The sequence below is a fragment of the Acinetobacter sp. AOR43_HL genome (genome assembly GCF_027854635.1).
Lineage (GTDB): Bacteria > Pseudomonadota > Gammaproteobacteria > Pseudomonadales > Moraxellaceae > Acinetobacter > Acinetobacter pittii.
The window spans coordinates 455,573-480,126 of sequence record NZ_JAKTHX010000029.1; the positions used below are offsets into that span (position 1 = coordinate 455,573).

23 protein-coding genes are annotated in these 24,554 nt (G+C 36.1%); 16 read left to right on the forward strand and 7 right to left on the reverse strand.

Annotated elements, in window-relative coordinates:
* Positions 1 to 49: 49 nt before the first annotated feature.
* Positions 50 to 1,351, forward strand: coding sequence for an NAD(P)/FAD-dependent oxidoreductase (locus tag MKL33_RS14040; RefSeq protein WP_270907175.1), 1,302 nt, complete (start codon positions 50 to 52; stop codon positions 1,349 to 1,351).
* A gap of 43 nt (positions 1,352 to 1,394) precedes the next feature.
* On the opposite strand, the gene MKL33_RS14045 is transcribed toward MKL33_RS14040, so the two are convergent.
* The 5 genes from MKL33_RS14045 to MKL33_RS14065 form a co-directional block, all read right to left on the reverse strand.
* A complete protein-coding gene (locus tag MKL33_RS14045) occupies positions 1,395 to 2,090 on the reverse strand; it encodes a helix-turn-helix domain-containing protein (RefSeq protein WP_270907176.1) in 696 nt (231 codons plus the stop codon).
* A gap of 268 nt (positions 2,091 to 2,358) precedes the next feature.
* Complete coding sequence (locus tag MKL33_RS14050; protein WP_394899610.1) at positions 2,359 to 2,679, reverse strand: DMT family transporter; 321 nt, start codon at positions 2,677 to 2,679, stop codon at positions 2,359 to 2,361.
* A 63-nt stretch (positions 2,680 to 2,742) separates the two neighbouring features.
* Positions 2,743 to 3,120 (reverse strand): hypothetical protein, encoded by a 378-nt coding sequence (locus MKL33_RS14055; RefSeq protein WP_270907177.1) that lies wholly within the window; start codon positions 3,118 to 3,120, stop codon positions 2,743 to 2,745.
* A 3-nt stretch (positions 3,121 to 3,123) separates the two neighbouring features.
* The gene (locus tag MKL33_RS14060) at positions 3,124 to 4,425 is read right to left on the reverse strand and encodes an NAD(P)/FAD-dependent oxidoreductase (protein WP_270907178.1); all 1,302 of its coding nucleotides are present in this window, start codon (positions 4,423 to 4,425) and stop codon (positions 3,124 to 3,126) included.
* Positions 4,426 to 4,437: 12 nt separating this feature from the next.
* The gene (locus MKL33_RS14065; RefSeq protein ID WP_270907179.1) at positions 4,438 to 5,805 is read right to left on the reverse strand and encodes an APC family permease; all 1,368 of its coding nucleotides are present in this window, start codon (positions 5,803 to 5,805) and stop codon (positions 4,438 to 4,440) included.
* Between the two features lie 150 nt (positions 5,806 to 5,955).
* Between MKL33_RS14065 and MKL33_RS14070 the strand changes: the two genes are divergently transcribed.
* From MKL33_RS14070 to tyrS, 6 genes are all read left to right on the forward strand, one after another.
* Complete coding sequence (locus MKL33_RS14070; RefSeq protein ID WP_270907180.1) at positions 5,956 to 6,711, forward strand: TorF family putative porin; 756 nt, start codon at positions 5,956 to 5,958, stop codon at positions 6,709 to 6,711.
* Positions 6,712 to 6,880: 169 nt separating this feature from the next.
* A complete protein-coding gene (locus MKL33_RS14075; protein ID WP_270907181.1) occupies positions 6,881 to 7,252 on the forward strand; it encodes a cupin domain-containing protein in 372 nt (123 codons plus the stop codon).
* A 146-nt stretch (positions 7,253 to 7,398) separates the two neighbouring features.
* Entirely contained in the window at positions 7,399 to 8,808 is a 1,410-nt protein-coding gene (locus MKL33_RS14080) for an aldehyde dehydrogenase family protein (RefSeq protein WP_270907182.1), read from the forward strand.
* Positions 8,809 to 9,117: 309 nt separating this feature from the next.
* Positions 9,118 to 10,542 carry an APC family permease gene (locus MKL33_RS14085; protein ID WP_270907183.1) on the forward strand — a complete coding sequence of 475 codons (1,425 nt, stop codon included), beginning with the start codon at positions 9,118 to 9,120 and terminating at the stop codon, positions 10,540 to 10,542.
* 168 nt (positions 10,543 to 10,710) lie between these two features.
* Positions 10,711 to 12,048, forward strand: a complete 1,338-nt coding sequence (locus tag MKL33_RS14090) for a hypothetical protein (protein WP_270907184.1) — start codon at positions 10,711 to 10,713, stop codon at positions 12,046 to 12,048.
* A gap of 82 nt (positions 12,049 to 12,130) precedes the next feature.
* Positions 12,131 to 13,345 (forward strand): tyrosine--tRNA ligase, encoded by a 1,215-nt coding sequence (gene tyrS / locus MKL33_RS14095; RefSeq protein WP_270907185.1) that lies wholly within the window; start codon positions 12,131 to 12,133, stop codon positions 13,343 to 13,345.
* An 80-nt stretch (positions 13,346 to 13,425) separates the two neighbouring features.
* Here tyrS and MKL33_RS14100 read toward each other — a convergent pair whose 3' ends face one another.
* Positions 13,426 to 14,601, reverse strand: a complete 1,176-nt coding sequence (locus MKL33_RS14100) for a Bcr/CflA family multidrug efflux MFS transporter (RefSeq protein ID WP_270907186.1) — start codon at positions 14,599 to 14,601, stop codon at positions 13,426 to 13,428.
* A gap of 5 nt (positions 14,602 to 14,606) precedes the next feature.
* A complete protein-coding gene (hpaA, locus tag MKL33_RS14105) occupies positions 14,607 to 15,494 on the reverse strand; it encodes a 4-hydroxyphenylacetate catabolism regulatory protein HpaA (protein WP_270907187.1) in 888 nt (295 codons plus the stop codon).
* Between the two features lie 149 nt (positions 15,495 to 15,643).
* Here hpaA and MKL33_RS14110 point away from each other — a divergent pair, with 149 nt between their 5' ends.
* From MKL33_RS14110 to MKL33_RS14150, 9 genes are all read left to right on the forward strand, one after another.
* Positions 15,644 to 16,309: a fumarylacetoacetate hydrolase family protein gene (locus MKL33_RS14110; protein WP_270907188.1), complete on the forward strand. Its 666-nt coding sequence runs from the start codon at positions 15,644 to 15,646 to the stop codon at positions 16,307 to 16,309.
* Positions 16,306 to 17,070: a fumarylacetoacetate hydrolase family protein gene (locus tag MKL33_RS14115; protein WP_270907189.1), complete on the forward strand. Its 765-nt coding sequence runs from the start codon at positions 16,306 to 16,308 to the stop codon at positions 17,068 to 17,070. Before MKL33_RS14110 ends, MKL33_RS14115 begins: the two co-directional genes overlap by 4 nt.
* An 11-nt stretch (positions 17,071 to 17,081) precedes the next feature.
* Positions 17,082 to 18,542: a 5-carboxymethyl-2-hydroxymuconate semialdehyde dehydrogenase gene (gene hpaE / locus MKL33_RS14120; protein ID WP_270907190.1), complete on the forward strand. Its 1,461-nt coding sequence runs from the start codon at positions 17,082 to 17,084 to the stop codon at positions 18,540 to 18,542.
* Positions 18,543 to 18,573: 31 nt separating this feature from the next.
* Positions 18,574 to 19,431, forward strand: a complete 858-nt coding sequence (gene hpaD, locus MKL33_RS14125) for a 3,4-dihydroxyphenylacetate 2,3-dioxygenase (RefSeq protein ID WP_270907191.1) — start codon at positions 18,574 to 18,576, stop codon at positions 19,429 to 19,431.
* 14 nt (positions 19,432 to 19,445) lie between these two features.
* Positions 19,446 to 19,835 carry a 5-carboxymethyl-2-hydroxymuconate Delta-isomerase gene (locus MKL33_RS14130; RefSeq protein WP_270907192.1) on the forward strand — a complete coding sequence of 130 codons (390 nt, stop codon included), beginning with the start codon at positions 19,446 to 19,448 and terminating at the stop codon, positions 19,833 to 19,835.
* Between the two features lie 14 nt (positions 19,836 to 19,849).
* Positions 19,850 to 20,653: a 2-oxo-hept-4-ene-1,7-dioate hydratase gene (gene hpaH, locus MKL33_RS14135; protein WP_270907193.1), complete on the forward strand. Its 804-nt coding sequence runs from the start codon at positions 19,850 to 19,852 to the stop codon at positions 20,651 to 20,653.
* Positions 20,654 to 20,665: 12 nt separating this feature from the next.
* Positions 20,666 to 21,466: a 4-hydroxy-2-oxoheptanedioate aldolase gene (gene hpaI, locus MKL33_RS14140; protein WP_270907194.1), complete on the forward strand. Its 801-nt coding sequence runs from the start codon at positions 20,666 to 20,668 to the stop codon at positions 21,464 to 21,466.
* 14 nt (positions 21,467 to 21,480) lie between these two features.
* A complete protein-coding gene (locus tag MKL33_RS14145; RefSeq protein WP_270907195.1) occupies positions 21,481 to 22,929 on the forward strand; it encodes an NAD-dependent succinate-semialdehyde dehydrogenase in 1,449 nt (482 codons plus the stop codon).
* 165 nt (positions 22,930 to 23,094) lie between these two features.
* On the forward strand, positions 23,095 to 24,468 hold the full coding sequence (locus tag MKL33_RS14150; protein WP_270907196.1) for an MFS transporter: 1,374 nt from the start codon (positions 23,095 to 23,097) through the stop codon (positions 24,466 to 24,468).
* Positions 24,469 to 24,554: the final 86 nt, after the last annotated feature.

Genomic DNA, 24,554 nt, shown 5'->3' on the forward strand with positions numbered 1-24,554 from the left:
ATATTTTACTAATAATGAAAACAAATAGAGTGTTTATGGATGAAGAGCTATGCATGTCGATGAAACTGCAACTTATTATACGGCTACAAAAAAGTATTTCCTAAATTTCCCACAGCTTGAGCAAGACATAGACGCCGATGTTGTTATCATCGGTGGAGGATTTTCTGGTATCCATACAGCTTTAGAGCTAGCTGAGCAAGGCGTTAAAAATATCGTAGTTCTTGAAGCACGATATTTAGGATTTGGTGGCTCGGGTCGTAATGGCGGGCAGGTTATGGCTGGTATTGGACATGATCTCGATAATATTAAACATGAAGTAGGTGAAGAAGGGCTAAAAACAATATTTGAACTTAGCGAGCTTGGTCCACAAATTATGCGAGAGCGCATTCAAAAATATAATATTGATGCTGACTTTACTAATGGCTACACATATTTAGGCTTTAACTCTCGTCAAGCTAGAACTTTAAAAAGCTGGGAGAAGCAATTTAAGACCATGAACAATCGGGACGAGATTTACTATCTTGAAGGGAAAGATGTTCAAAAGGTAATTGGATCTGAAGTTTATGGTAGTGCGCTCGTTCATATGGGTGGAGGACATGTTCATTCATTAAATTTACTTTTAGGTGAAGCTAAAGCATGTAGTGAAATTTATGGAGTAAAAATCTTTGAACATACTCCTGCGGTTGAAATTAAATATGGTAAGAAAGTTACTGTTAGAACAGCTAAAGGTTGTATAACTGCAAATAAAATGGTTTGGGCTTGTGATAGTTTTTTAAATAAGTTAGAACCAGAATTACATAAAACAACCATTAATACATATGCATTTCAGCTAATGACTGAGCCTTTAAGTGATGAATTAATAAATAAAATAAGTCCAATTCGTGGGGCATATAGCGATATTCGCCCAGTAATTGATTATTACCGTGTAACTAAAGAAAACAGGTTGTTGTTTGGTGCTGCAACACCGCTAGTAGATTACATTCCTCAGGATTTGAAAGAGTGGAACCGCCAATTAATGCTCAAAGTATTCCCTTATCTAGAGCATGTAAAAATTGATCTTGCTTGGGGTGGTCCAATGGCATCAACTAAAAATTTATTTCCACAAATTGGAACTTTAAAAGACCACGATAATGTTTTTTTTGTTCAAGGTTACTGTGGTTTTGGTGTCACTCCAAGTCAGATTATTTGCAAAATTCTTGCTCAAGGAATATTGGGGGGAAGTGAGCACTTTAAGTTACTTAGTTCAGTCTCTAAACCAGAAATACCTTTTAAAGACTCAATGAGAGCAACAATGTGTACGCTAGGTAAAGTTTTGCATCAAATTAAAGGCTATGGGCAAGGCCGCAGATAGAAGAAATTAAATATTAAGAAAGGAATATCATGTGATATTCCTTTTAAAAGTCTTTTAAATCATAACGGGACTGGATATTAAGTTTAGAAAAAATATTTTTCGTATGCGTTTTTGTTGTGTTTAAACTAATAAAAAGTTCTGATGATATATCATTATAAGATTTACCATCTTTTAAAAGTTTAAAAACATCATATTCTCTTTTTGTAAGATCATAATGATTAATTATTTTAGCTTTGTTCTTGTAAAACTCATGATTGGAGATAATTTTAGTTAAAAAACTTAGAGCTAGGTAGTCATTATTTTTATTTTTATTTGTTAGAAAATTAATTATCCCAAAGGCTTTGTTTTTATGAGTTAAGTGTAATTGTATAATATTGTAAGCATCTTGTTTTTTTAAAAAATCATTATAAAAAGACGATTTCTCATAATCAGATTTACTTATATAGTCAAATTCGCATATTATATTGCTATGATTTAAAAAGTAATTTCCTATCCGTTTAGGATGTAAGTTATCTAAATCTTTATAATATAAATCATATTGCTCTATAAAATTATTATCAATACCGAGTGAACAGTCAAAAGTAATTTCATTTTTTTCACTGATATCCCAATAAATCATCGGGGATTCATATACATTTTCTTTTAAAAAAGATAAAAGATTAAGATGCTCATAAGATTTAGAACTATAAATCTCATCAAGCTCATTAAAAACTTTCATATAGTTTGAGCGACTCAACATAATCAGTCATCCTGTAATATTAAATTACTTGATGAATTCAGAGCCATTATTATATCTCTTGAATTAACTTCTTATTAAAATTGGAATTTTTCCAAACGCAAGAATTAATTGCTTAAAGAAATACTGGTATGTCCCTATATCCATCCACTTGCTAAGTCCTTTAGCAATAAATAAATATTAACATGTTAACTAATTTTGTCTATATTCGTTTGAACTTATTTAAGTTTAATTTTAATTTTTTATTTTATCTATATGATTTTATTTAAAATTATGCTGAATAAAAATTAACCAAAACTACCCCTATAATGATAAAGATTATACCAATTAGACTTGTAATATTTAGACTTTGCTCAAACAAAAAATAGCCAATGATACTTACCAAGATGATACCCATTCCAGACCAAATTGCGTAAACAATTCCAATTGGTAACTCTTTTACGATAATAGAGAGCAAATAAAATGAAACTATATATCCAAGGATAGTAATGAAGCTAAATAGAGGTTTGGTAAAGCCATCGGAAAGCTTTAAAGAAATTGTTGCAGTTGTTTCGGTAATTATAGCTACACATAATAGGAATTTAAGCATCATAAAATTATCCAGATAATCATAAATTTAACAATCTCTCTAATACGAGAGATTGTTTGTGATTCATTAATTTATTGCTTCATCAGCATACATATCAGCGATAATCTTCCAGTCTTGATCAATTTCTTGCCATAAAAAGAGGCTTTTCATTGTAAAATGATCATTTCTATCATTGGTATAAACTGTCCAATTTACCCATGTGAGTATTAATTGCTTGCTTAATTCAGTACTTTTAAAAATACGAAGATTAACCTCACAAGAACCCTCTACAAGATCTCCAAGTAGAGCGATTAGTTTATTTTTACCTGTATATAAATCAGTCGTACCTTGCCCACTAATCTCGGTTTTATCTACATAAAGATGGTCAAAGATCCCTTGTACATCTTTTTGCTTCCAAAGCGTTTGCAGAGTCTCCAATTTTGTATTCAAAATTATTTTAGACATGAATTAACGTCTCCCGTTGGCATAGCCTTCCAGTTGGTGAATGAATTTAGCAGTTGTAAGTAATAGTGATTTGAAATGTTCCTTACCCCAAACACTTGCTTTAGGGATCATGCTAATAACATCCCAGTATTTAGAGCCTTCCATCATTCCATCGGCAACTACCTGGCTGATGACATGACTCGGTGTTACACCAAAACCAGAATATCCTTGTACAAAGAAAACATTTTTATGGTCAGGATGGTTTCCAATTTGTGGAAAGAGAGTCGCTGAACATTCCATAGGGCCACCCCACGCTAAATCGATATGAGCATCTTTTAAATAAGGAAATACTTTCAGCATTAAGTCTCGATTCCATTTCTTTAAGTCAGATGGAATGTATTCAGTAAGTGCTGTTGCTGAACCGAACAGCAAGCGATTCTCATTAGTGACACGGTAATAATCAATTACTGGGCGAACATCACTAAAAGCACCACGGATGGGGCTAATACGATGAATAAGTTCATCACTTAAAGGTTCGGTCATTAGCTGAAACGCATAAGTATTAATAGTTTTTTTATCAAGATAAGGTTCTAATCGATTTAAAAAAGCTCCACAGGACCACAATAATTTTTTTGCCTTAACTGAACCTTTCGGTGTTCTAACCTTAATTGTTTCACCATAAGTGACTTCAACAGCAGGAGAATATTCAAAAATTTTTCCACCTTGTTCGGTAAAAGCCTTCGCTGAACCTAACAACATATTCAATGAGTGGAAATGTCCGTTACCCATATGTTTTAAAGCGCAGGTGTAGACATCGGAACCTACTATTTTCTTTACAGCTTCTCCTTCTAAAAACTCAATTTCAACATCATTGTTAATACTTCTATATTCTTTTTCCCATTGTCTTAATAGTTTCGCTTGACGATTATTAAATCCGAGGTAGCCATATCCCCAAACCACATCTGCATCAATGTTATATTTTTGGATACGCTCCTTAATAATGCGAGAGCCAGAATCACTGATTTCAAAAATTGTGTTTAAACCATCTTCACCAACAAATTTTTTAATACGATCTAAATCATGACCAATACCGGCCATAATATGCCCGCCATTACGGCCCGAACCACCAAATCCAATGTAATTAGTTTCAAGAATGGCTATACTTTTTACACCTCTTTCAATTAATTCAAGGCCTGTATTTACGCCAGAAAATCCACCGCCAATGATGACAACATCGACATCAATATCGTTCTCCAAATTGGGGAAATGTAAGTCATATTTTTTTGTGGTGGTGTAATATGTTGTTGGCATTTCAACTGATAACATGAATAAATATCCTTATTTCTGAAAGGTTTTTCTAAACCAGTAAAAGATGAAAGATGTGAGTAGAATTAGAACGCCTATCAGCAATTCTTTAACAGAGCCATAGCCGGCCTCTTCAGTGAATAGCAGACCAACAAACAAGATAATGAGTGTATAAAATGAAAGAAAATAAGCCGATGGAACCCACTTCTGGCTAAGTTTAATTTCACGCTCTTGATGTGCATATTTAGTTTTAAGGAAGCAATAACCCGTTAAAGCAAAGAAGATAGAGAGTACATAACCAAGGTTTGCGGCAACTAAAATTGCGAGTGGTGATTTAAGAAAAATAATCATGAGAACATTGATGAAGACCGCAACAATAATGCATCTTTCAGGAATGTTATGTTTATTCAATTTACTAAATTGTTTTAGCGTTAAGCCTTCTTGGGCCATACCATACAAAGCACGTGATCCATCTGCTATACCAGCATTAACACCCATAAATAAGGCAAATAAGAGCGTAATAGTAAACAGAGGTGCCCAACGTTCACCTGTTAGTTGTACAAACATATCAATATAAAAACCATTCGGATTTGCTAATGCTGTTTTGGCATCAACTAGTCCTGATATACCGATTCCAACGAATAGAAAGACTAGCACTGTGTAAAAACCCGAGCTAATGAGTGACAGTTTCATATCACGTGTTGTTCTATATTCAGGTGCAAAACTTGCACACATCTCTGTACCGTATGAACTCCAACAGACTAAAAATAACCATATTGCTAAGATTTTAAATCCACTAAGTGTTGTGAAGTGCTCCAAATGAAAGTTTTGCCATAACCGCGCAAAGTGCCAATCATTACTAAAAGGGGCTAAAGCTAGTATAGAAACTGGGATTAAAAGGAAAAGCCCCATAATCTTTGAGACTTTAGCTGCAAGATCAATGCCTCGGCGGTTCAACAACCAGAATAGAATGATGATTACAATTGCAAATATTTGTGGTAATTCCAGACTAGAAAAGCCTAATTGCAAAACAAAATGGCTATTAGGGAACCATTGTTCTTTGATAATTGAACCAGAACTTACACCGACAATCGATAGAACAGCAGACCATCCCATCCAATAACCAAATGATGCAATTGGACCAGCTAATGAAAATTTATCTTTCCAACCTTCAGTAGCAATAAGTGCAATGCCTCCGGATTTATCGGGAAAAATTGTGGCGGCTTCTAAGAAAAACCAATTTTGCAAACTACCAATTAGAGCTGCAAAAACCCATACAAAGATTGCCGAAAATGCGCCTAAATATCCTAGAGCAAAGCCGAAAGATGCAAAAATTGCTCCAGAGACACTCATCGATAGGGCAAAAGCATCTGTCCACTTTAAAGTTTTATCTAACAACATCTTTAATTCCGTTTAATAGATTGTTTACTTATTTAAACTGCAAATTAATTTTTAAAAATCACCCGAACGGGTGATTTTTTATGAATACAGAACAGGGATGATTGTTATGCAGAGGATGCTAGACAAAAATTATCAATATGGAGAATTGAGATGGATATTTATAAGAAGATACCTTACTTATTTTTAGGTGGTTTACTTATGGGGTATGCAACATATAGTTATGCAGAAACGCAAACTTCAGATCTTTTTAATGTAAGTGGAAATGTATTGTTTGCAACGCAATATAATTTTCGTGGTGTTTCAATGACCAATAGAAGACCGACTGTGCAAGGCGGCATTAATTTCTCGCATAAATCTGGCGCTTATTTGAATTTATGGGCATCCAATCAAAATGCATACCCTGAAAGCTCAATAGAAGCTGACGCCTTTTTGGGATATATCTGGACCTTAAGCGAACAATCATATTTAGATATAGGTGTTGTAGATGTTAACTATATCGGTGCGCCAAGTGAATTAAATGCAGACTTTAATGAGTTCAATTTAATCTACAACCAAGCTAATCTATTTACTGATAAAGATAGGTTTAGCGCAGCACTTTATTTTTCACCAGATTATACAACCAGTTCAGGTAAAGAATATTATACCAATATTTCATACACTTACCCTTTAAACAATACATTTAACTTGTTTGGTTCTTTGGGTTATACCTTACTTGAAAATAAAGAAAAGTTCCTGCAAGTATTTGGTGGTGACGGTTCTCAAAAAGGATATCTGGACTATAAAGTCGGAGTTCGTGCAGCAGTTATGGGGCTAGATACCGAACTGTCTTGGATTGATACAACGATCGATACACCAAATAAAAACATGCAAAGCACATTCTATTTTAGTGTCGGAAAAAGCTTTTAAGTTGAAGTAATACGACAATTATTTATTTAAATACATCAATTTAACATATGTCGTTTTTTTACAAGATTAGCAAATTCTAGTTTGTTATTAATACCAAGTCAGGCATGCAGTAAACATCTTGAAAAGAAATTACTCATGTATATATCGAAATAAACATAGAGGTAGACACATGGCTTTAACAAGTATTGAAAAATTAACCCAGCTCGAAAACTTAGATGCTTGGGGAAAAATTACTGATCTAGATGGTGAAGTTCTGGATGGTTCCCCAAATGTGAATGTATTTGGGAAAATGTCTTTAGGCGCACCAACAGATGCAATCAGCTCTGGTTATTTTGGCACAGATAAAGGTAAGTACCGTCTGGTTTATCCATTTAGTGAGCAAGCTGTCATCATTGTTGGTGAAGTTGCTATTACTGATGAGTCGACGGGGATTACAACAACGTTTAAAGCAGGTGACTTCTGGGTAGTCGAAAAAGGAACTTCAACTGTATGGGAAGTCAAATCAGACTTCTTTATCAAACATTACTTTGCTGTTGTATAAATCGTTTAAACATCAAATCAGTGAGCTTTTTCCCATTAAAAAGATGTCCTTGATTTGTTGTTTTTATTCTCTAATTTTAATTAAAGCGACTAATTTAAAAATAGTTCCATTTGGTCGCTTTATATACATTAACGCAGGAAAATTGCATGAATACCTCTATGTATATAAATGGTCATAAAGTTTTAGGAACAGGGAAAACCATTGATGTAATCAATCCGGCATCCTTGGATGTGATTGCAAGTGTTCCATCAACAACACCAGAACAGCTAGATGAGTGTGTTGCTCAAGCAAAACATGCTTTTACATCATGGAAAAACGTAGATGATCAAGAAATCGTACAGGCATTCTATGCAATTGCTGAGGATGTTTTATCGTATAAATACGAATTGGCACAGTTGATTACCTTAGAACAGGGCAAACCGCTATTTCTAGCAGAAGTTGAAGTCGACCTTACAGTTCAATGGATAAATTACATTGCTGGATTAACCATTCCTGTTGACAAGTTTCAAGATATTAATGGAAAAAAGATTACGGTTTATAATCGACCACTAGGTGTAATTGCATCCATTACCCCGTGGAACTGGCCATTTATGATTGCGGCTTGGCATTTATTTCCTGCCATTAAAACTAAAAATTGTGTGATCAATAAGCCCTCTGAATATACTCCGCTAAGTACTATCAGATTTATTGAGATTATTAACAAGCACTTACCAGCTGGTGTTTGTAGTGTTGTTCTTGGCGATGGTCAAATCGGTAGTGCACTTACAGCACATCCTGATATAGAAAAAGTAACCTTTACTGGTTCGACAAGTACTGGACAACGAATTCTACAAAATTCTATCAATACTTTAAAAAGTGTTGTACTTGAGTTAGGTGGTAATGATGTAGGAATTGTTCTGGATGATGTAGATATCGAGATTACCTGCCAGAAGCTTTTCATGTCTGCTTTTTTAAATGCTGGCCAAACTTGTGCATGTCTCAAAAGATTATATGTACATGATAAAATATATGATCAAGTCGTTCAGAAACTGACTGAAATTATCAATGCTCAAGTCATTGGTGAGGGGATGGCTAGTACAACAACTTTTGGACCTGTACAAAACAAAATGCAGTTCGATAAAGTACAGCGCTTGATTGAAGATGCTATAGAACAAGGTGCTACAGTTATTCAATCTATACAAACGAAACCTGAAAAAGGTTACTTCATTCCGCCGACATTGGTTTTAGATGCAAGTGAAGATACAGCTGTTGTTGAACAGGAACAGTTTGGACCAGTATTACCAATAATACGTTTCAGCGATGTTGATAAAGTGCTTGAATCGACTAACCAAAGCGAATTTGGCTTAGGGGGATCTGTCTGGACCAAAGATTTGGAAAAAGCACAAAAAATTGCGGAAAGAATGGAAACTGGCACTGTTTGGATTAATAGCCATGCTGATTTATCACCAGAAGCTGCGTTTGGTGGATGGAAGCTTTCAGGTCTAGGCTATTCTTTTGGGCTAGGTGGTTTGTTGCAATATACTCATAAACAATCAATCCATTTAACAGAAGCTTGATTTTAAATTAATAAAAAGTTGTGCCTTGGCCATTTAAATTATTTTAAATGGCTTTTTTATATAAATTAATAACTTATGAAAATAAAGAGAATGTCGTTTTTTTACAAGTGAACTTCGGTTTTTTCCTTTAATTTAAAGCTTAATACAGCAATCCTATTTTCTAGAAAATTCTAAATAATGAGATTTCTTCTGAATTTATTATTTTGCTGTATGCAAGACAGGTCGATTTTGAAGTCTTATCTATTTAAGTAATGACGAGCAAAAAGAGACAGAGCCTTAGTGTTTTATTCTCGTTCGCGAGGAGCTTTTATGAATAATGGAAATAATCTAAAGAAAGGCAGTCTAGGACTATGGACAGTCGTATTTTTTGTCGTTGCTGCAGCATCCCCACTGACAGGGGTAGTTGGTGCAATGCCGCTAAATTTTATGTTAGGAAATGGAGCTGGTGTACCAGGTTCCTTTATTGTAGCCGCCTTATTACTGATTATTTTCAGTTTTGGTTTTATAGCTATGAGTAAATACGTTGTCAATGCAGGAGCCTTTTATACTTATATCGTACAAGGACTAGGGGTCGGACCAGGTATTTCAGGTTTGAGCGTTGCCATTTTGGCGTATACGGCAATTCAGCTATCAGTTACAGCAATGTTTGGTTTCTTTACTCAACATTTGGTTATTTCTCATTTGGGAATTGATATACCTTGGTGGTTTTATGCATTGGCTATGCAAGTTGTAGTGATGTTTCTTGGTATAGCAAGAGTTGAAATTGGAGGAAAAATTCTAGGACTCTTAATGATTCTTGAAGTAGGTATTATTTTATTGATAGATCTTGCCATATTCCAGAAACCTCTTACCTTTGAATTTACATCTTTTCAACCAAGCACAATTTTTACTAGTCATTTTGGTATTTCCATGGTGTTTGCCATCTGTTCATTTATAGGATTTGAGGCAGCGGCAATTTATTCAGAAGAATGCGTAAATCCTAAAAAAGTGGTGTCAAGAGCTACGTTTATTGCAGTAGGTTTAATCGCTATATTTTTCGTATTCACCTCTTGGAGCTTTATTCTCTACAGCTCATCAGGAGCTGTTGTAGCAATTGCAAGCAAAGATCCAGGAATGTATGTCTATGATGTAGCTACTGCTGTTTTGGGTAAATGGTCAGTTGATGTAATGTCTATTTTATTATTAACGAGTCTATTTGCAGCTACACAGGCGTTTCATAATTCACTTGCACGTTATATGTACACTATTAGTCGTGATGGCTTATTTTGGTCAAAGCTTTCAAAGACTCACACTAAACATCAAACACCATATATCGCCAGTATTGTTCAAGGCATTATTATGATGATGTGTATTGTTATATTTGCAGTTATGCATTTCGATCCGATGATTGATATTTTCTCATGGTGTTCAGCTTTTGGAAGTATGTCAATTTTGGCTTTACAGTTTGGCGTAAGCTTGGCAGTAATTTCATATTTTATTAAAAATAAAGACCTTAAGGTTAGCATGTGGAGTCGTTTGATTGCTCCAGCTATTTCAAGCATAGGAATGGCTTTTATCCTTTATCTAGTCATAAAAAATTTAGATATTATGAGTGGCTCTAATAACCCTGTAATTTATATTATGCCTATTATTTTATTGGTGAGCATTATAGGCGGATTAATTATAGGAGCTATTTTAAAAAGAAAACATAATGATCTCTATAATAATATTTACAGCTTAGTTAAAAAAATCTAGTTAGAAAATACGATGCATAAGCTCTTATGCATCGACATTTTAATTTAAGAAAAAATCAAAATTAATTATTCAAAAGTCGTTTTTTTACAATCTTTAGCCATTCTTACTTTGTTAAAAGTTAACTGCACAGAATGCATTTATCAATTCATTTATAGGGAAATAAAAGTGATGAATAAAAGTTTATACCGTTTTATTACATTCTCAGGGATATTAATGGCTGCATTTAAAACACATGCAGATATTGAATTATATAAAACTGAAGATACGCAGATTTCAGCAAATATAATTGCAACTGTAGGAACCTTTTATAGTAAGAAAAATTATATCCCAAATGCTGAAAATGAAAGTTATAGCTGGCAAGAAGGTTATCTTCAATATGGCTTAAGTGCAGATCAAAAAATTGGTGAGTTTGGTGCTATCTACGGCAAAGTTAATTTGGTGAGTGCAGGGACCTGGGGGGATGGTGATGCTGCTGGTTTTACTGATGGTTCTGAACGAGCAACAAAAATTGAAAATGCTTTTATTGGTTGGAAATCTGGTGAATTAATTCCATGGCTCGGAACTAATGGTTTAGATATTTCTTTTGGTCGGCAAAATATCTGTTTTGGAGACGGTTTTCTTATATGTGCAGATGCGCCTAATGTCGGAAATTCACCTCTGTTAGGAGCTTCTTTTAACCGGAAAGGCGGAGGTACTTACTACTTAGCGGGACATCGAGATTTTAAAGATACTATTTTAATCAAAATAGGTAATCAAGAAGGTCTACATGGCAGTCTATCAACTTTTAAATCAAATAACGCAATCCAAGCTTATTCAAAATTCTATGCCGCCACTTTAGATTACACCGATGTCAAGAAAGGTACTCTAGGTTTCACTTATTTGCATAATGACTCTATTGATCAGGAATTTGCAAAACAGGTTTCCCAAATTTTATCTGAACGGGAAGGAATGAATGTATATAGCTTACGTGGTCTAGGTAGCTTAGGCATCGAAAATACACTTTTTGGTTTTGAATATGCGGTTCAAGACAAACGTGATGCCGATACTGAAAATGCTTGGTATATAAAAACTGGTTATACCTTCGATACTACATGGAAGCCTTCTTTTACTTTGAGATATAGCCGTTTTTCGGAAAAATGGGACAACTTGTTCGTTGGTGCTTTGGAATATGGAAAATGGTTTCAGGGAGAAGTGGCATATAACTATTCAGGACCATTTAATGCCAATACACAAATTTCAAATATAGGTTTTAGTGTCAGTCCTCATGAAAAAGTAACATTAGGATTGCAAGCCTATGATTTTGATACTTTAAAGAAAGAAAATAATACTGATTTATCAGGTCAAGAACTTGATTTATATGCTTTATGGTTTGTGAAACCCAACCTCACAGTATCTCCATTACTTGGTATTTATAAACCGAAATATGATTTAGCACATAACGGTTTACAAAATGGAGATGATAAAACCAATCTTTATGCGCAACTGGTTTTAAATCTCTCATTTTAAAAATTAATGAATTTAAGTTTCCTTTGGAAGTAAGCAGGGTTGTTGAACAACCCTTTATTTAATGAATGATGTGGATATTTGAATGATGAATTTCTTGGCTCCTGAAGAACAACTTGCTCTCATACAGCGTGGTACACATGAGATCATTTCAAAAGATGATCTTCTAAAAAAGTTAAGAGAAAATCGCCCCTTAAGAATTAAAGCTGGGTTTGATCCGACCGCTCCAGATTTGCATTTTGGTCATACGGTTCTTCTTAATAAACTTAAGGTATTCCAAGACTTAGGTCATCAGGTATTTTTTCTTATTGGTGATTATACCGCTAGAATTGGAGACCCTTCTGGTAAAAGCACAACACGACCTCCATTATCACGCGAACAGGTTCTCCAAAATGCAAAGACTTATCAAGAACAGGTTTTTAAGATTCTTGATCCGTCAAAAACCAAAATTGTTTTTAATTCCGAGTGGTTTTCACAAAAAACGGCTGCTGATCTTATTCAACTGGCTTCACAACAAACTGTTGCACGTATGCTAGAGCGTGATGATTTTAATAACCGCTATAAGCAACACCAGCCTATCGCAATTCATGAATTTTTATATCCATTAATTCAAGGTTATGACTCAATTGCACTTGAGGCTGATGTTGAGATGGGCGGAACTGATCAAACCTTCAACTTATTAATGGGGCGTACATTACAGGAGCGTTATCAACAAACTTCCCAAGTGTGTATTACTGTACCTCTTTTAGAAGGTTTAGATGGGGTAAATAAAATGTCTAAATCTTTAGGAAATTATATTGGTGTATTTGACACACCTGGTACGATGTACCAAAAAATTCTTTCACTTCCAGATTCATTAATTGAACGCTACTTTGACTTGCTTAGTTTTAAAACAATAGATGAAATTAAAGTCATACTTCAAGAAATGTCTGAAGGCCGTAATCCACAAGAAGTTAAACGTATTCTAGCCTTGGAATTGGTAGAGCGTTTTCATAGCCCTGAGGCTGCTGCAATTGCTAATAAAAGCACAGGTAATATTATTACCCATGGAGAAATCCCGGCAGATATTTCAGAAGTTGTCATCTCACGTAGCGAATTTGGAGGTGAAGTATTTATTACTTCTATTTTAAGAAAAGCCGGTTTAACTACAAATGCAGCTCAAGCTAAAGATGCATTGAATAGCGGTGCTGTAAAAGTTGATTGGGAAAAAGTAGATTCCACATATTCTGTAAAAAAGAATGGAACCCTTATTATACAAAGTAGTAAAAAGGCAATTACTAAAGTAACTTTTGTAGATTAAGGCTCAGTCACCTCTAATAGTATACGTGAAGCAATTGTTCGGTAATTATAATTGCTTCACTCTATTTATTTTAAATGTCACTATAAATAATTTTTGAGCTGTTTATTTATTCTTAAACTTAAGAAGCTTATAAATCCACAAATTGCCATGATGAGCGTCATGGCCAGTGAAGAATCAGGGCGATAAAGTAAGATTGTAGAATAACTTGCTAAGGCACCGAATCCAAATTGAAAAGATACTGCAAGTCCAGAAACTGTGCCTGCCGACTGAGGAAAAATATTTAATAAATTTGCGATCGCATTTGCCCCAATAGCTCCTGTTACTCCTACAAACATAAGTAATCCAATAATGAGATAGATAGGATGAGAAATATTTAACAAGCTAATGGTTACAAGAAAAAAACCTGAAACACAGGCAATTAATGTAAATACTTTAAGAAGTGTGTAAGATGAATATTTTCTTAAAAAATAACTATTCAAAAGCGTAAATATGATAATACCTGTAATATTAAATCCGAATAAAAATGCATATTGTAATTGGCTAAAGCCTATTTGATCTACGAATATAAATGAAGAAGCGGTGATATATGCAAACATTCCAGCAAATGTTCCGCTTAAAGCAAAAATAAAACTCCATGCTCTACTATCTTTAATTACTATTATATAATTTTTTATAAAATGAGGTCTGCTGTTTTTTGGAGATTCATTTGGAATACGGAGTAAAACCCCTAATAAAATAATAGTAGAAAATAAAGATAAAACTTTAAAAATAGAATTCCAACCGAAATATTGGGATAATAATCCACCAAGAGTGGGGGCAAGAAGAGTAGCAATCATTGTAATGATATGCATTAAAGATAATATTTGGGGTATCTGTTTTTGTTCGAACAAATCTTTTACTAAAGCTCTTGAAATTACAGATGCACTAGCTCCACCAATTGCTTGTAAAAAACGAAAAAGAGTAAGATGTTCAACCGAGTTGGAAAACGTACAGCCAATAGATGCAATTATATAAATTGAAATACCTATAATAAGGATCTTTTTTCGACCATATATGTCTGATAGAGGTCCATAAAATAACATGCCAATACTAAATCCAATTAAAAACACAGTAATTGTTTTTTGGATCTGTTGGGCAGAGACGACTAAATCTAAAGACATTTGGGGTAGGCTTGGTAAATACATGTCAATTGATAAGGGACCAAAAGCAACTAATGCTCCCAAAAGCCCAATTAATGCATATTTTTTAGCTATCATGTTAATTACTGCTGAATATGTTGATTACGAAAATCTGAGGGACGAATTCCTGCATGTCTTTGAAAGAAACGGCTGAAATAAGCTGGATCTTTAAAGCCGAGTTGATAACAAATTTCATTTATTGAGTCATCCGTAAAAATTAAGAGTCTTTTAGCTTCTTGCATTTGACGGTCATAAATAAGTTTTTTCGATGAAATATCTGCTAAGCGCTTACAGATTTCATTCAATCTCGCTTCAGTAACTGCTAAGTGGCTTGCATACTCAGTCAAAGACCAATGTTCCATAAAATGATCTTCAATTAATTCATTAAATTTTCTAAAAATAGATAACTCATTTTTACAGTTTTTTATTCTAAGTGGTGCAGCATCGCTTAATCTTAATACATTGAGAAAGATCAAATTAATCAAACTCTTTAGGGCTAAGTTTTTGCCTTCTTGATTGGCTTCAAATTCAAGCTTAAGTAGATGTAAATATTTTTCAATTTGATCCATTATGTCTTGAAATTTAGGTTCTAAAACGCTTCTTTGTAAACAAATCGGAATAAAATTTTGTATTTGAAAACCATCTTCTAGAAGTGACCAGACAATATTTTGTTGAACAGTGAGTACATGGCCTTCACAGTTAGGATCGGTAATAAATGAATGAGCAACTGAGGGGGGTGTAAAAAAGAAAACAGGTGCATGACAGATGTATTTCACATCATCCAAAAAGATCCTAACAGAACCTTTAGTCAAAAAATGTATTTGAAAGAATCGATCATGCCGGTGTGCTGGCATTTGCATTCCGAAGAACAAAGCGAGCTTACTTAAAGCCTCATAATGTATTTCGGCATCAGCATAGCGTTGATCATAGACTTCACCCATTTTTAAATTAGGAATCATTCCATTTTTCATACTAATCATTCCTTGGAAAGTATCTTTTACTACAATACATGAAAAAACACTTGAAATTAGTTAACATATTAACTATAAAGTTAACATATTAACTAATCGTTAGAAAGTCTAATTCTGGCTAAACTGAAAAAAGATGGAGTAGGTACCTGATGGATCACTCAAATGAAATCAAAATAGACGGTAATATTTTTGGTATTGCTTTGAATTATAAATGCTTATATGAAAAACTCCAAAAAAGTTTTAATGATAAGCCTTATATAAAAGAACCAGTTAAACCTGTTTTATTTATTAAAACACCGAATACTCGTAATAGTAACGGTGGAGTAATTATAAAACCAAAAAACGAAATTTTACAGGCTGGCCCAACCCTAGGTGTAGTGATCGGGAAAAGTACCAGTCGCGTAAAGGAAAGTGAAGCTGTTGACTATATTGCTGGTTATGTTGTTATTAATGAGTTTAGCCTTCCAGAAGATAGTTATTATCGTCCAGCAATAAAAGCGAAATGCCGTGACGGTTTTTGCGCTATAGGTCCTGTTGTGGCGAAAGATCAAGTACAAAATATCAATGCCTTAACCCTGCGCGTGTATGTGAACAATGAAGTTGTACAGGAAGGGACAACTTCAAATTGGGTTCGTACTCCAGAACAGCTTATTCAGGAAATTAGTGAATATATGACGCTTAATAAAGGGGATATTATTTTGACAGGCACCCCATTGGGCCGAGCTGATCTTCATGATGGAGATACGGTGACTGTTGAAATTGAACAAATCGGCAAAGTCACAAACATAGTTCAGGAACAAGGGGCACAGTCATGAAGACAGCTAAAATTAAATACGAAGGACAAGTTTTGGATGTTCATGTAAATGATGACTTAAGCGTTAAGTTACCTTCTGGCCAAACTCTTAAGGAAGAGCAAATTGAATGGTTACCTCCTGCAAATGGGACCATGTTTGCACTTGGCTTAAACTATGCAGATCACGCACGTGAACTAGCATTTGAACCCCCAAAAGAACCTTTGATTTTTATTAAAGCCAATAATACTTATACAGGGCATAACAAACAAACCTGGCGTCCAGATCATGTTGAATATATGCATTATGAGTGTGAGCTTGTGGCTGTTATTGGTAAAACTGCCAAAAATGTAAAACGTGAAAATGCCTTGGAATATGTAAAAGGCTATACGTTATGCAATGACTACGCGATTCGAGATTATCTAGAAAATTATTATCGTCCAAATTTACGCGTTAAAAACCGTCAGGCAACCACACCAGTTGGGCCATACATTATTGACCGTACACAAGTTCCTGAGCCAAACAATCTTGTATTAAAAACATGGGTTAATGGAGAGCTACGTCAAGAAGGCACTACTGCAGACATGATTTTTAATGTGCCATTCCTAATTGAGTACATCTCATCATTTATGACTTTGCAACCAGGGGACATGATTGCAACTGGAACACCGGAAGGATTATCGGATGTTGTTCCGGGAGATGAAGTTGTCGTTGAAATCGAAGGCATAGGCAAGCTCCGGAACTACATCGTTTCAGAAACTGAATTTTTTAATACTGTGAAATAAAGGAATTTTCCATGATTAAGCATTGGATTGATGGTAAAGAAGTCGCTAGTGACGAGACATTTACAAACTTTAACCCAGCTACCAACCAAGCTATTGGTGAAGTAGCAAGTGGTGGACAAAGAGAAATTGATTTAGCAGTGGCAGCTGCGAAAAAAGCTTTTCCACAATGGTCTAAAACACCGGCAAAAGAACGTGCACGTTTAATGCGCCGTTTGGGTGATCTGATTGATCAAAATGTTGGCAAAATTGCGGAATTAGAAACTTTAGATACAGGTTTACCTATCCACCAGACCAAGAATGTTTTGATTCCTCGTGCATCACATAACTTCAATTTCTTTGCAGAAGTGTGTACCCGCATGGATGGTCATACTTATCCAGTTGATGACCAAATGTTGAACTATACACTGCATCAACCAGTAGGTGTATGTGCATTAGTTTCGCCTTGGAATGTACCGTTTATGACAGCAACATGGAAAACAGCGCCATGTTTGGCATTAGGTAATACTGCGGTACTTAAAATGTCTGAGCTGTCGCCTTTAACTGCAAATGAACTTGGACGTTTAGCGTTAGAAGCTGGTATTCCAGAAGGTGTATTCAACGTCGTTCAGGGCTTTGGCGCAAATGCTGGGGATGCACTGGTGAAACACCCTGATATCCGTGCAATTTCATTTACTGGTGGTACAGCTACTGGTCGTAAAATCATGGCCAATGCGGGTTTGAAAAAATATTCAATGGAGCTTGGTGGTAAATCTCCCGTTGTTATTTTTGCTGATGCCGATTTAGAACGTGCTTTAGATGCAGCTTTGTTTACGATCTTTTCGTTAAATGGTGAACGTTGCACCGCAGGCAGTCGTATCTTTATTCAAGAATCTGTATACGATGAATTTGTGGCCGAGTTTGCTCGTCGTGCAAAAAATATCATTGTCGGGGATCCTCAAGATCCAAACACGCAAGTCGGTTCAATGATTACGCAAGCACATTACAACAAAGTCACAGGCTACATCAAAATCGGGATTGAGGAAGGTGCAAATCTAGTTGCTGGTGGTCTAGAGCGCCCAGCAAACTTACCTGAGCATTTGAAAAATGGTCAGTTTATTCAGCCAACAGTATTTGCCGATGTTGATAACCGTATGCGTATTGCCCAAGAGGAAATCTTCGGACCAGTGGTGTGCTTATTAAAATTCAAAGATGAAGCAGAAGCATTACGCCTTGCAAATGATGTTGAATATGGATTGGCGTCATATATCTGGACTCAAGATATTGGTAAAGCACACCGCCTTGCTGCAGGTATTGAATCTGGCATGGTCTTTATTAATAGCCAAAACGTACGTGACTTGCGTCAACCATTTGGTGGTGTGAAAGCATCCGGTACAGGACGTGAAGGTGGTGAATACAGTTTTGAAGTATTTACAGAAGTTAAAAATGTATGTATTTCAATGGGTTCTCATCATATACCTCGTTGGGGCATGTAATTTTTAAATACTAGTTTAGGGAAGAAATATTATGGGTAAGTTAGTTCTTGCAGCAAAAATTACACATGTTCCATCAATGTATTTGTCTGAACTACCTGGTCCTCATCAAGGCTGCCGTCAAGCAGCCATTGATGGGCATAAGGAAATTGGTCAACGTTGTCGTGACTTGAATGTCGATACTATCGTGGTGTTTGATAGCCACTGGTTAGTCAATAGTGCTTTTCATATTAACTGCGGCGAACATTTCCAAGGGATTTATACGAGCAATGAACTTCCACATTTTATTAAAGATATGGAATTTGAATATGACGGTAATCCGGTACTAGGCCAGTTGATGCAAGAAGAAATTGCAAAAACAGGTGTGCGTGTACAAGCTCACAATATCAAAAGCCTTGAGCTGGAATACGGTACTTTAGTCCCGATGCGTTATATGAATCAAGATCGCCGTTTTAAAGTCGTTTCAGTCTCTGCTTTTTGTACATCTCATTCATTGCAGGATAGTCGTAAATTTGGTGAAGGTTTAATTAAAGCAATTGAGCGTTATGACGGTAATGTAGCCATTTTTGCAAGTGGTTCATTATCACATCGCTTTATTTGGGATTGGGAAGCACAACGTGGAATGGATACATATACACGTGAATGGGATCGTCAAGTCGATAAACATGTCGTGAAAATGTGGGAAAACGCTGAATGGGCAGAGTTCTGCGAGATGTTACCTGAATATGCCGAATATTGTTTTGGTGAGGGCGGCATGCACGATACAGCAATGCTCTTAGGTGCAATGGGGTGGGATAAATATAACCAGCCAGCAGAAATTATCACACCAGCTTTTCCAAGCTCAGGAACAGGGCAAATTAATGCAATTTTTCCATTAATGCCCGACGCATAATCAAGGAGTGAAAGATGCCACACTTTATTGCTGAATACAGTGCCAACCTTGAAGATACCGTAGACTTTCAGGGCTTGTTTAAAACCGTAAATGACTTTTTAGGAAATACTGGTGTATTTCCTTTAGGGGGAATCCGCAGTCGTGCCATTCGTTTAGACAAATATCGTGTGGCAGATGGTCAATATGACTATGCATTTGTACATATGAGCTTAAAAGTTGGATCTGGGCGCGACTTAGACACACGTCAAAAAGTTGCAAATGAGCTCTTCGCTTTAATTGAGCAATTTTTTCAACCCTTGAAAGAGCAACGGCTTTTAGCAATTTCATTTGAAATGACAGAACTTGATCCGGTTCTTAATTTCAAATCAAACAATATCCATCAGTTTTTAAAAAATCAGGCTTAAGGCAGGGAAGTCGTATGTTAGATAAAGCTAAAATCCAAGAGTTAGCAATTCAACTCGATGAAGCTGAAAAAACTGGTCAGCAAATACGCCAATTTTCACTGCAATATCCCGAAATTACAATTGATGATGCATATGCAGTTCAAAAGGCATGGGTAGAGCATAAAATTGCTGAAGGACGAAAATTAGTTGGTCATAAGATTGGTCTAACCTCACGTGCCATGCAGGTTTCTTCAAATATTACTGAACCTGATTATGGTGCATTGCTAGATGACATGGTATTTGAAGAAGGCTCAGATATTCCAATGTCACGTTTTATTGTGCCTCGTGTTGAAGTTGAATTGGCGTTTATTTTAGATAAACCACTGACTGGGCCAAACTGCACTATTTTCGATGTACTGGATGCGACTCGTTACGTGATTCCGACTATTGAAATCATTGATGCACGTTTACACAACATTGATCCGGAAACTCAAATAACCCGTAAAGTTTTTGACACTATTTCTGATAATGCTGCCAATGCCGGCATTGTTATGGGTGGCCGCCCAATCAAACCGAATAACCTCGACTTACGCCGCATTTCAGCAGTTTTATACCGTAATGGCGTTATTGAAGAATCTGGTGTTGCCGCTGCTGTACTCAATCATCCAGCAAAAGGTGTTGCTTGGCTTGCCAATAAACTGCATCCACATGGTGTTACGTTGCAACCAGGACAAATTATTTTAGGTGGTTCATTTACCCGTCCTGTAGCAGCTCGTGCAGGTGATACATTCCATATTGATTATGATCAACTTGGTTCAATCGCTTTTCGCTTTGTATAAAGGGATAAAATCATGGTGAATACTGTTAATTACTTTAAGCAAAAGCTTAAAAACGAGCAACAGATAGGCATGTGGGTTGGCTTAGCTGATGGTTACTGTGCAGAAATTGCGGCAAATGCTGGCTATGACTGGTTGCTTATTGATGGTGAGCATGCCCCAAATGATGTGCGCAGTATTTTAGCCCAATTGCAAAGTCTCGCAGCTTATCCAAGCCAAGCGGTCGTGCGGCCTGTTTCAGGTGATGTACCTCTTATTAAGCAATTACTGGATATTGGTGCACAAACCCTACTTATTCCAATGGTTGAATCTGCTGAACAGGCTGAATTGATGGTGAAAGCAACTCGTTATCCACCAGAAGGGATTCGGGGAGTTGGAGCTGCACTTGCCAGAGCTTCACGATGGAATAATATTCCAGACTATTTACAGACAGCCGATGAACAAATCTGTGTCTTAGTACAGGTTGAATCTAAAAAAGGTTTAGACAATCTAGATGAGATATTAAAAGTCGATGGTATCGATGGAGTCTTTATTGGTCCTGCCGACTTGTCGGCAGCACTGGGCTACCGAGGTAATCCAGGCCATGAATATGTCCAAAACATTATTGTACAGACCATTCAAAAAATCCGTGCAGCAGGCAAGGCGGCTGGCATTCTATCAGCTGATGAAATGCTAGCGAAACAATATCTTGAGCTAGGAACTGAGTTTGTTGCTGTTGGTGTAGACACTAGCTTACTCATGAAGTCGATGAAGCAACTGCTCTCAAAATTCAAAAATGTTGATGAACCGGTATCGACATTACCAAGTGTCTATTAAAGGATTAAAGAATCATGCAATTAAAAGATACATCATTATTAAAACAACAGGTTTTTATTAATGGTGAATGGTTAGCGGCTACGGATCAACAAATATTTGCTGTTACTAATCCTGCCACAGGCGAAACTATTGCTAATGTTTCATCTGCAACCGAACAGCAGGTCGAACATGCAGTCAATGCAGCTGAACAAGCCTTGATTACATGGAAGCTAACTACAGCAAAAGAGCGATCACTTCTTTTAAAAAAATGGTATCAACTGATCATTGAAAATCAGGAAGATCTTGCAACATTACTTAGCCTTGAACAAGGTAAGCCATTGACTGAAAGCCGTGGTGAGATTGTGTATGGTGCGAGTTTTATTGAATGGTTTGCTGAAGAAGCAAAGCGTGCATATGGCGATATTATTCCTCATGATAAGCAAGGTCGACGTTTAGTTGTTATTCGTCAACCTGTAGGTGTTGTTGCAGCTATTACCCCTTGGAATTTCCCAAATGCCATGATTACGCGTAAGGTTGGTCCAGCTTTAGCTGCTGGCTGCACAGTAATTATAAAACCAGCATCAGAAACACCATTATCAGCATTTGCCCTAGCTGTATTGGCTGAGCGTGCAGGTATTCCGAAAGGTGTTATTAATGTGGTAACTGGTAGTGCACGAATGATCGGTGCGGTACTGACTAAACACCCATCAGTACGGAAAGTATCTTTTACTGGTTCTACTCAAATTGGCAAGTTGTTGATGGAACAATGCTCTTCAACAATGAAAAAAGTCAGTATGGAGCTTGGCGGTAATGCACCATTTATTGTGTTTGAAGATGCTGATCTTGATCGTGCTGTTGAAGGTGCGATTGCATCTAAATTCCGCAATAGTGGACAAACATGTGTATGTACCAATCGCTTATTAGTTCAGGCTTCTGTTTACGATGTATTTATTGAAAAATTAAGCATTGCGGTTGCAAAACTGAAAGTGGCACCAGCTTTCGAAAATGGAGCAGAGCAAGGTCCTCTAATCAATGAAAAGGCGGTTGAGAAAATTCAAGAACATATTTTAGACGCTACCTCAAAAGGTGCAAAAATTATTTATGGTGGTCATCGACATGCTTTGGGGCAGACTTTTTTTGAACCAACAGTTTTAGCTAATGTAACGCCTGATATGTTAGTAGCCAATGATGAAACCTTTGGACCATTAGCTCCTGTATTCAAGTTTGAGACAGAAGAACAAGCTGTTGAGATGGCAAATGACACTGAGTTTGGTCTAGCTTCATACGTCTATACGCAAAACTTAAGCCGTGCTTGGAGAGTAGGCGAAGCTTTGGAATATGGTATGGTTGGCATCAATGAAGGCATTATTTCAACTGAAGTTGCTCCATTTGGTGGAATCAAAGAGTCTGGTACAGGCCGAGAAGGCTCAAAATATGGCTTAGAAGACTATCAAGAACTCAAATATATGTGTATGGGAATCTAATTTCCCTAATTAATTTAAAAAAATATCCACATAGTTAATATGTTAACTATGTGGAATGAGGCATATCTTTTAGTCACTACAGAAGAAGTATTAAATAAATGGTTAATATATTAACTATTTTGAAAAAAGTATAGAAATAAGATTTCATCATGCAAGGAGCAAGCAATGAGTGACACGATTACAACTTTTGATAAGGAAAATTTAAGTGTGGAGGAAAGGAAAGTTGCTTTAGCCACAATTATCGGTACCACAGTGGAGTGGTATGACTTTTTTATCTATGCGGCAGCCGCTGGTCTAGTTTTTAAAGACCTTTTCTTTTCTCCAGCAGGTGACTCATTAGGAACAATACTAACTTTTGCAACTGTAGGACTAAGCTTTCTTTTTCGACCATTAGGAGCTTTCTTGGCAGGCTATATTGGAGATAGATATGGGCGTCGTTTTGTACTTGTAATAACTTTAATTCTCATGGGTCTTGCCACCACAAGTATTGGACTATTACCTACTTATGATTCTATTGGTATTTGGGCACCTGTACTTTTACTTATCTTAAGAATATTACAGGGTTTAGCAGCTGGCGGTGAATGGGGAGGTGCTGTTTTAATGGCTGTCGAGCATGCACCAAATCACAAGCGAGGACGTTTTGGGGCTTTTCCGCAGATAGGTGTTCCTTTAGGGCTTATTTTGGCCTCAGTAATGTTCGCATTAATGACAGGGTTTATCTCTCCTGGAGACGCATTTATAGAATGGGGATGGCGAATTCCTTTCTTATTCAGTATTGTTTTACTATTTGTAGGGCACTGGATACGCCGTACCGTTGAAGAAAGCCCTGTATTTGAAGAGATAAAACAACGTAAAAGCACTTCAACTACGCCTATTCGTGATCTCTTTAAAAACCATGCTCTTCTTGTTATTTTAGCTGCGCTTGTTTTTGCAGGAAATAGTGCTTGTGGTTATATGACTACAGGAGGTTTCATTCAAAATTATGCAACTAATCCTGACGGACCGCTGGCCTTACCGAGAACCCCAATTCTAATATGTGTAACGTTAGCTTCAATAATATGGTTAATTTCAACATGGTTTTCGGGAGTTTTATCCGATAATATTGGACGAAAGAAAACCTATATTTTTGGATGGATTGTACAATTATTCGCTGTTCTAACTTTATTTCCACTTGTTAATACTGCTTCAATTCCATTAATTGCTTTGGCATTATGTTTTCTAGCACTTGGAATTGGTCTTACCTACGGCGTGCAATCAGCCTTCTATTCTGAACTTTTTCCAGCATCTATTCGTTTTTCCGGGATTTCAATATCTTATGCTCTTGGAGCTATTCTAGGAGGAGCGTTTGCTCCCATGATTGGGGCTTGGCTCATTAACGTGACTGGATCAACGTATGCAGTAACCATCTATTTATTATTAATGACAAGTATAGCTTTTCTTTCCACAATTTCATTAAGAGATCGTACTGGTATACCGTTAGGGCCAAACCATGAGAAAGAACAATCAGAATCTCCCGTGATATGGCATCACAATCAATAAAATAATATATTTTTATAAAGATAAAGCATCAATTTTCATTGGTGCTTTATTTGTTTAGAAATGAATAAAACATCTAAATACACAAT

Coding starts and splice junctions, on each gene's coding strand:
- hpaA (WP_270907187.1), bottom strand. CDS start 15,494: ATGAAAAATGGAATGATTCCTAATTTAAAAATGGGTGAAGTCTATGAT.
- MKL33_RS14130 (WP_270907192.1), top strand. CDS start 19,446: ATGCCACACTTTATTGCTGAATACAGTGCCAACCTTGAAGATACCGTA.
- MKL33_RS14090 (WP_270907184.1), top strand. CDS start 10,711: ATGAATAAAAGTTTATACCGTTTTATTACATTCTCAGGGATATTAATG.
- MKL33_RS14100 (WP_270907186.1), bottom strand. CDS start 14,601: ATGATAGCTAAAAAATATGCATTAATTGGGCTTTTGGGAGCATTAGTT.
- MKL33_RS14055 (WP_270907177.1), bottom strand. CDS start 3,120: ATGTCTAAAATAATTTTGAATACAAAATTGGAGACTCTGCAAACGCTT.
- tyrS (WP_270907185.1), top strand. CDS start 12,131: ATGATGAATTTCTTGGCTCCTGAAGAACAACTTGCTCTCATACAGCGT.
- MKL33_RS14080 (WP_270907182.1), top strand. CDS start 7,399: ATGAATACCTCTATGTATATAAATGGTCATAAAGTTTTAGGAACAGGG.
- hpaH (WP_270907193.1), top strand. CDS start 19,850: ATGTTAGATAAAGCTAAAATCCAAGAGTTAGCAATTCAACTCGATGAA.
- MKL33_RS14045 (WP_270907176.1), bottom strand. CDS start 2,090: ATGTTGAGTCGCTCAAACTATATGAAAGTTTTTAATGAGCTTGATGAG.
- MKL33_RS14050 (WP_394899610.1), bottom strand. CDS start 2,679: ATGATGCTTAAATTCCTATTATGTGTAGCTATAATTACCGAAACAACT.
- MKL33_RS14065 (WP_270907179.1), bottom strand. CDS start 5,805: ATGTTGTTAGATAAAACTTTAAAGTGGACAGATGCTTTTGCCCTATCG.
- MKL33_RS14040 (WP_270907175.1), top strand. CDS start 50: ATGCATGTCGATGAAACTGCAACTTATTATACGGCTACAAAAAAGTAT.
- MKL33_RS14075 (WP_270907181.1), top strand. CDS start 6,881: ATGGCTTTAACAAGTATTGAAAAATTAACCCAGCTCGAAAACTTAGAT.
- MKL33_RS14110 (WP_270907188.1), top strand. CDS start 15,644: ATGGATCACTCAAATGAAATCAAAATAGACGGTAATATTTTTGGTATT.
- MKL33_RS14145 (WP_270907195.1), top strand. CDS start 21,481: ATGCAATTAAAAGATACATCATTATTAAAACAACAGGTTTTTATTAAT.
- hpaI (WP_270907194.1), top strand. CDS start 20,666: ATGGTGAATACTGTTAATTACTTTAAGCAAAAGCTTAAAAACGAGCAA.
- MKL33_RS14070 (WP_270907180.1), top strand. CDS start 5,956: ATGGATATTTATAAGAAGATACCTTACTTATTTTTAGGTGGTTTACTT.
- MKL33_RS14115 (WP_270907189.1), top strand. CDS start 16,306: ATGAAGACAGCTAAAATTAAATACGAAGGACAAGTTTTGGATGTTCAT.
- MKL33_RS14150 (WP_270907196.1), top strand. CDS start 23,095: ATGAGTGACACGATTACAACTTTTGATAAGGAAAATTTAAGTGTGGAG.
- MKL33_RS14085 (WP_270907183.1), top strand. CDS start 9,118: ATGAATAATGGAAATAATCTAAAGAAAGGCAGTCTAGGACTATGGACA.
- hpaE (WP_270907190.1), top strand. CDS start 17,082: ATGATTAAGCATTGGATTGATGGTAAAGAAGTCGCTAGTGACGAGACA.
- MKL33_RS14060 (WP_270907178.1), bottom strand. CDS start 4,425: ATGTTATCAGTTGAAATGCCAACAACATATTACACCACCACAAAAAAA.
- hpaD (WP_270907191.1), top strand. CDS start 18,574: ATGGGTAAGTTAGTTCTTGCAGCAAAAATTACACATGTTCCATCAATG.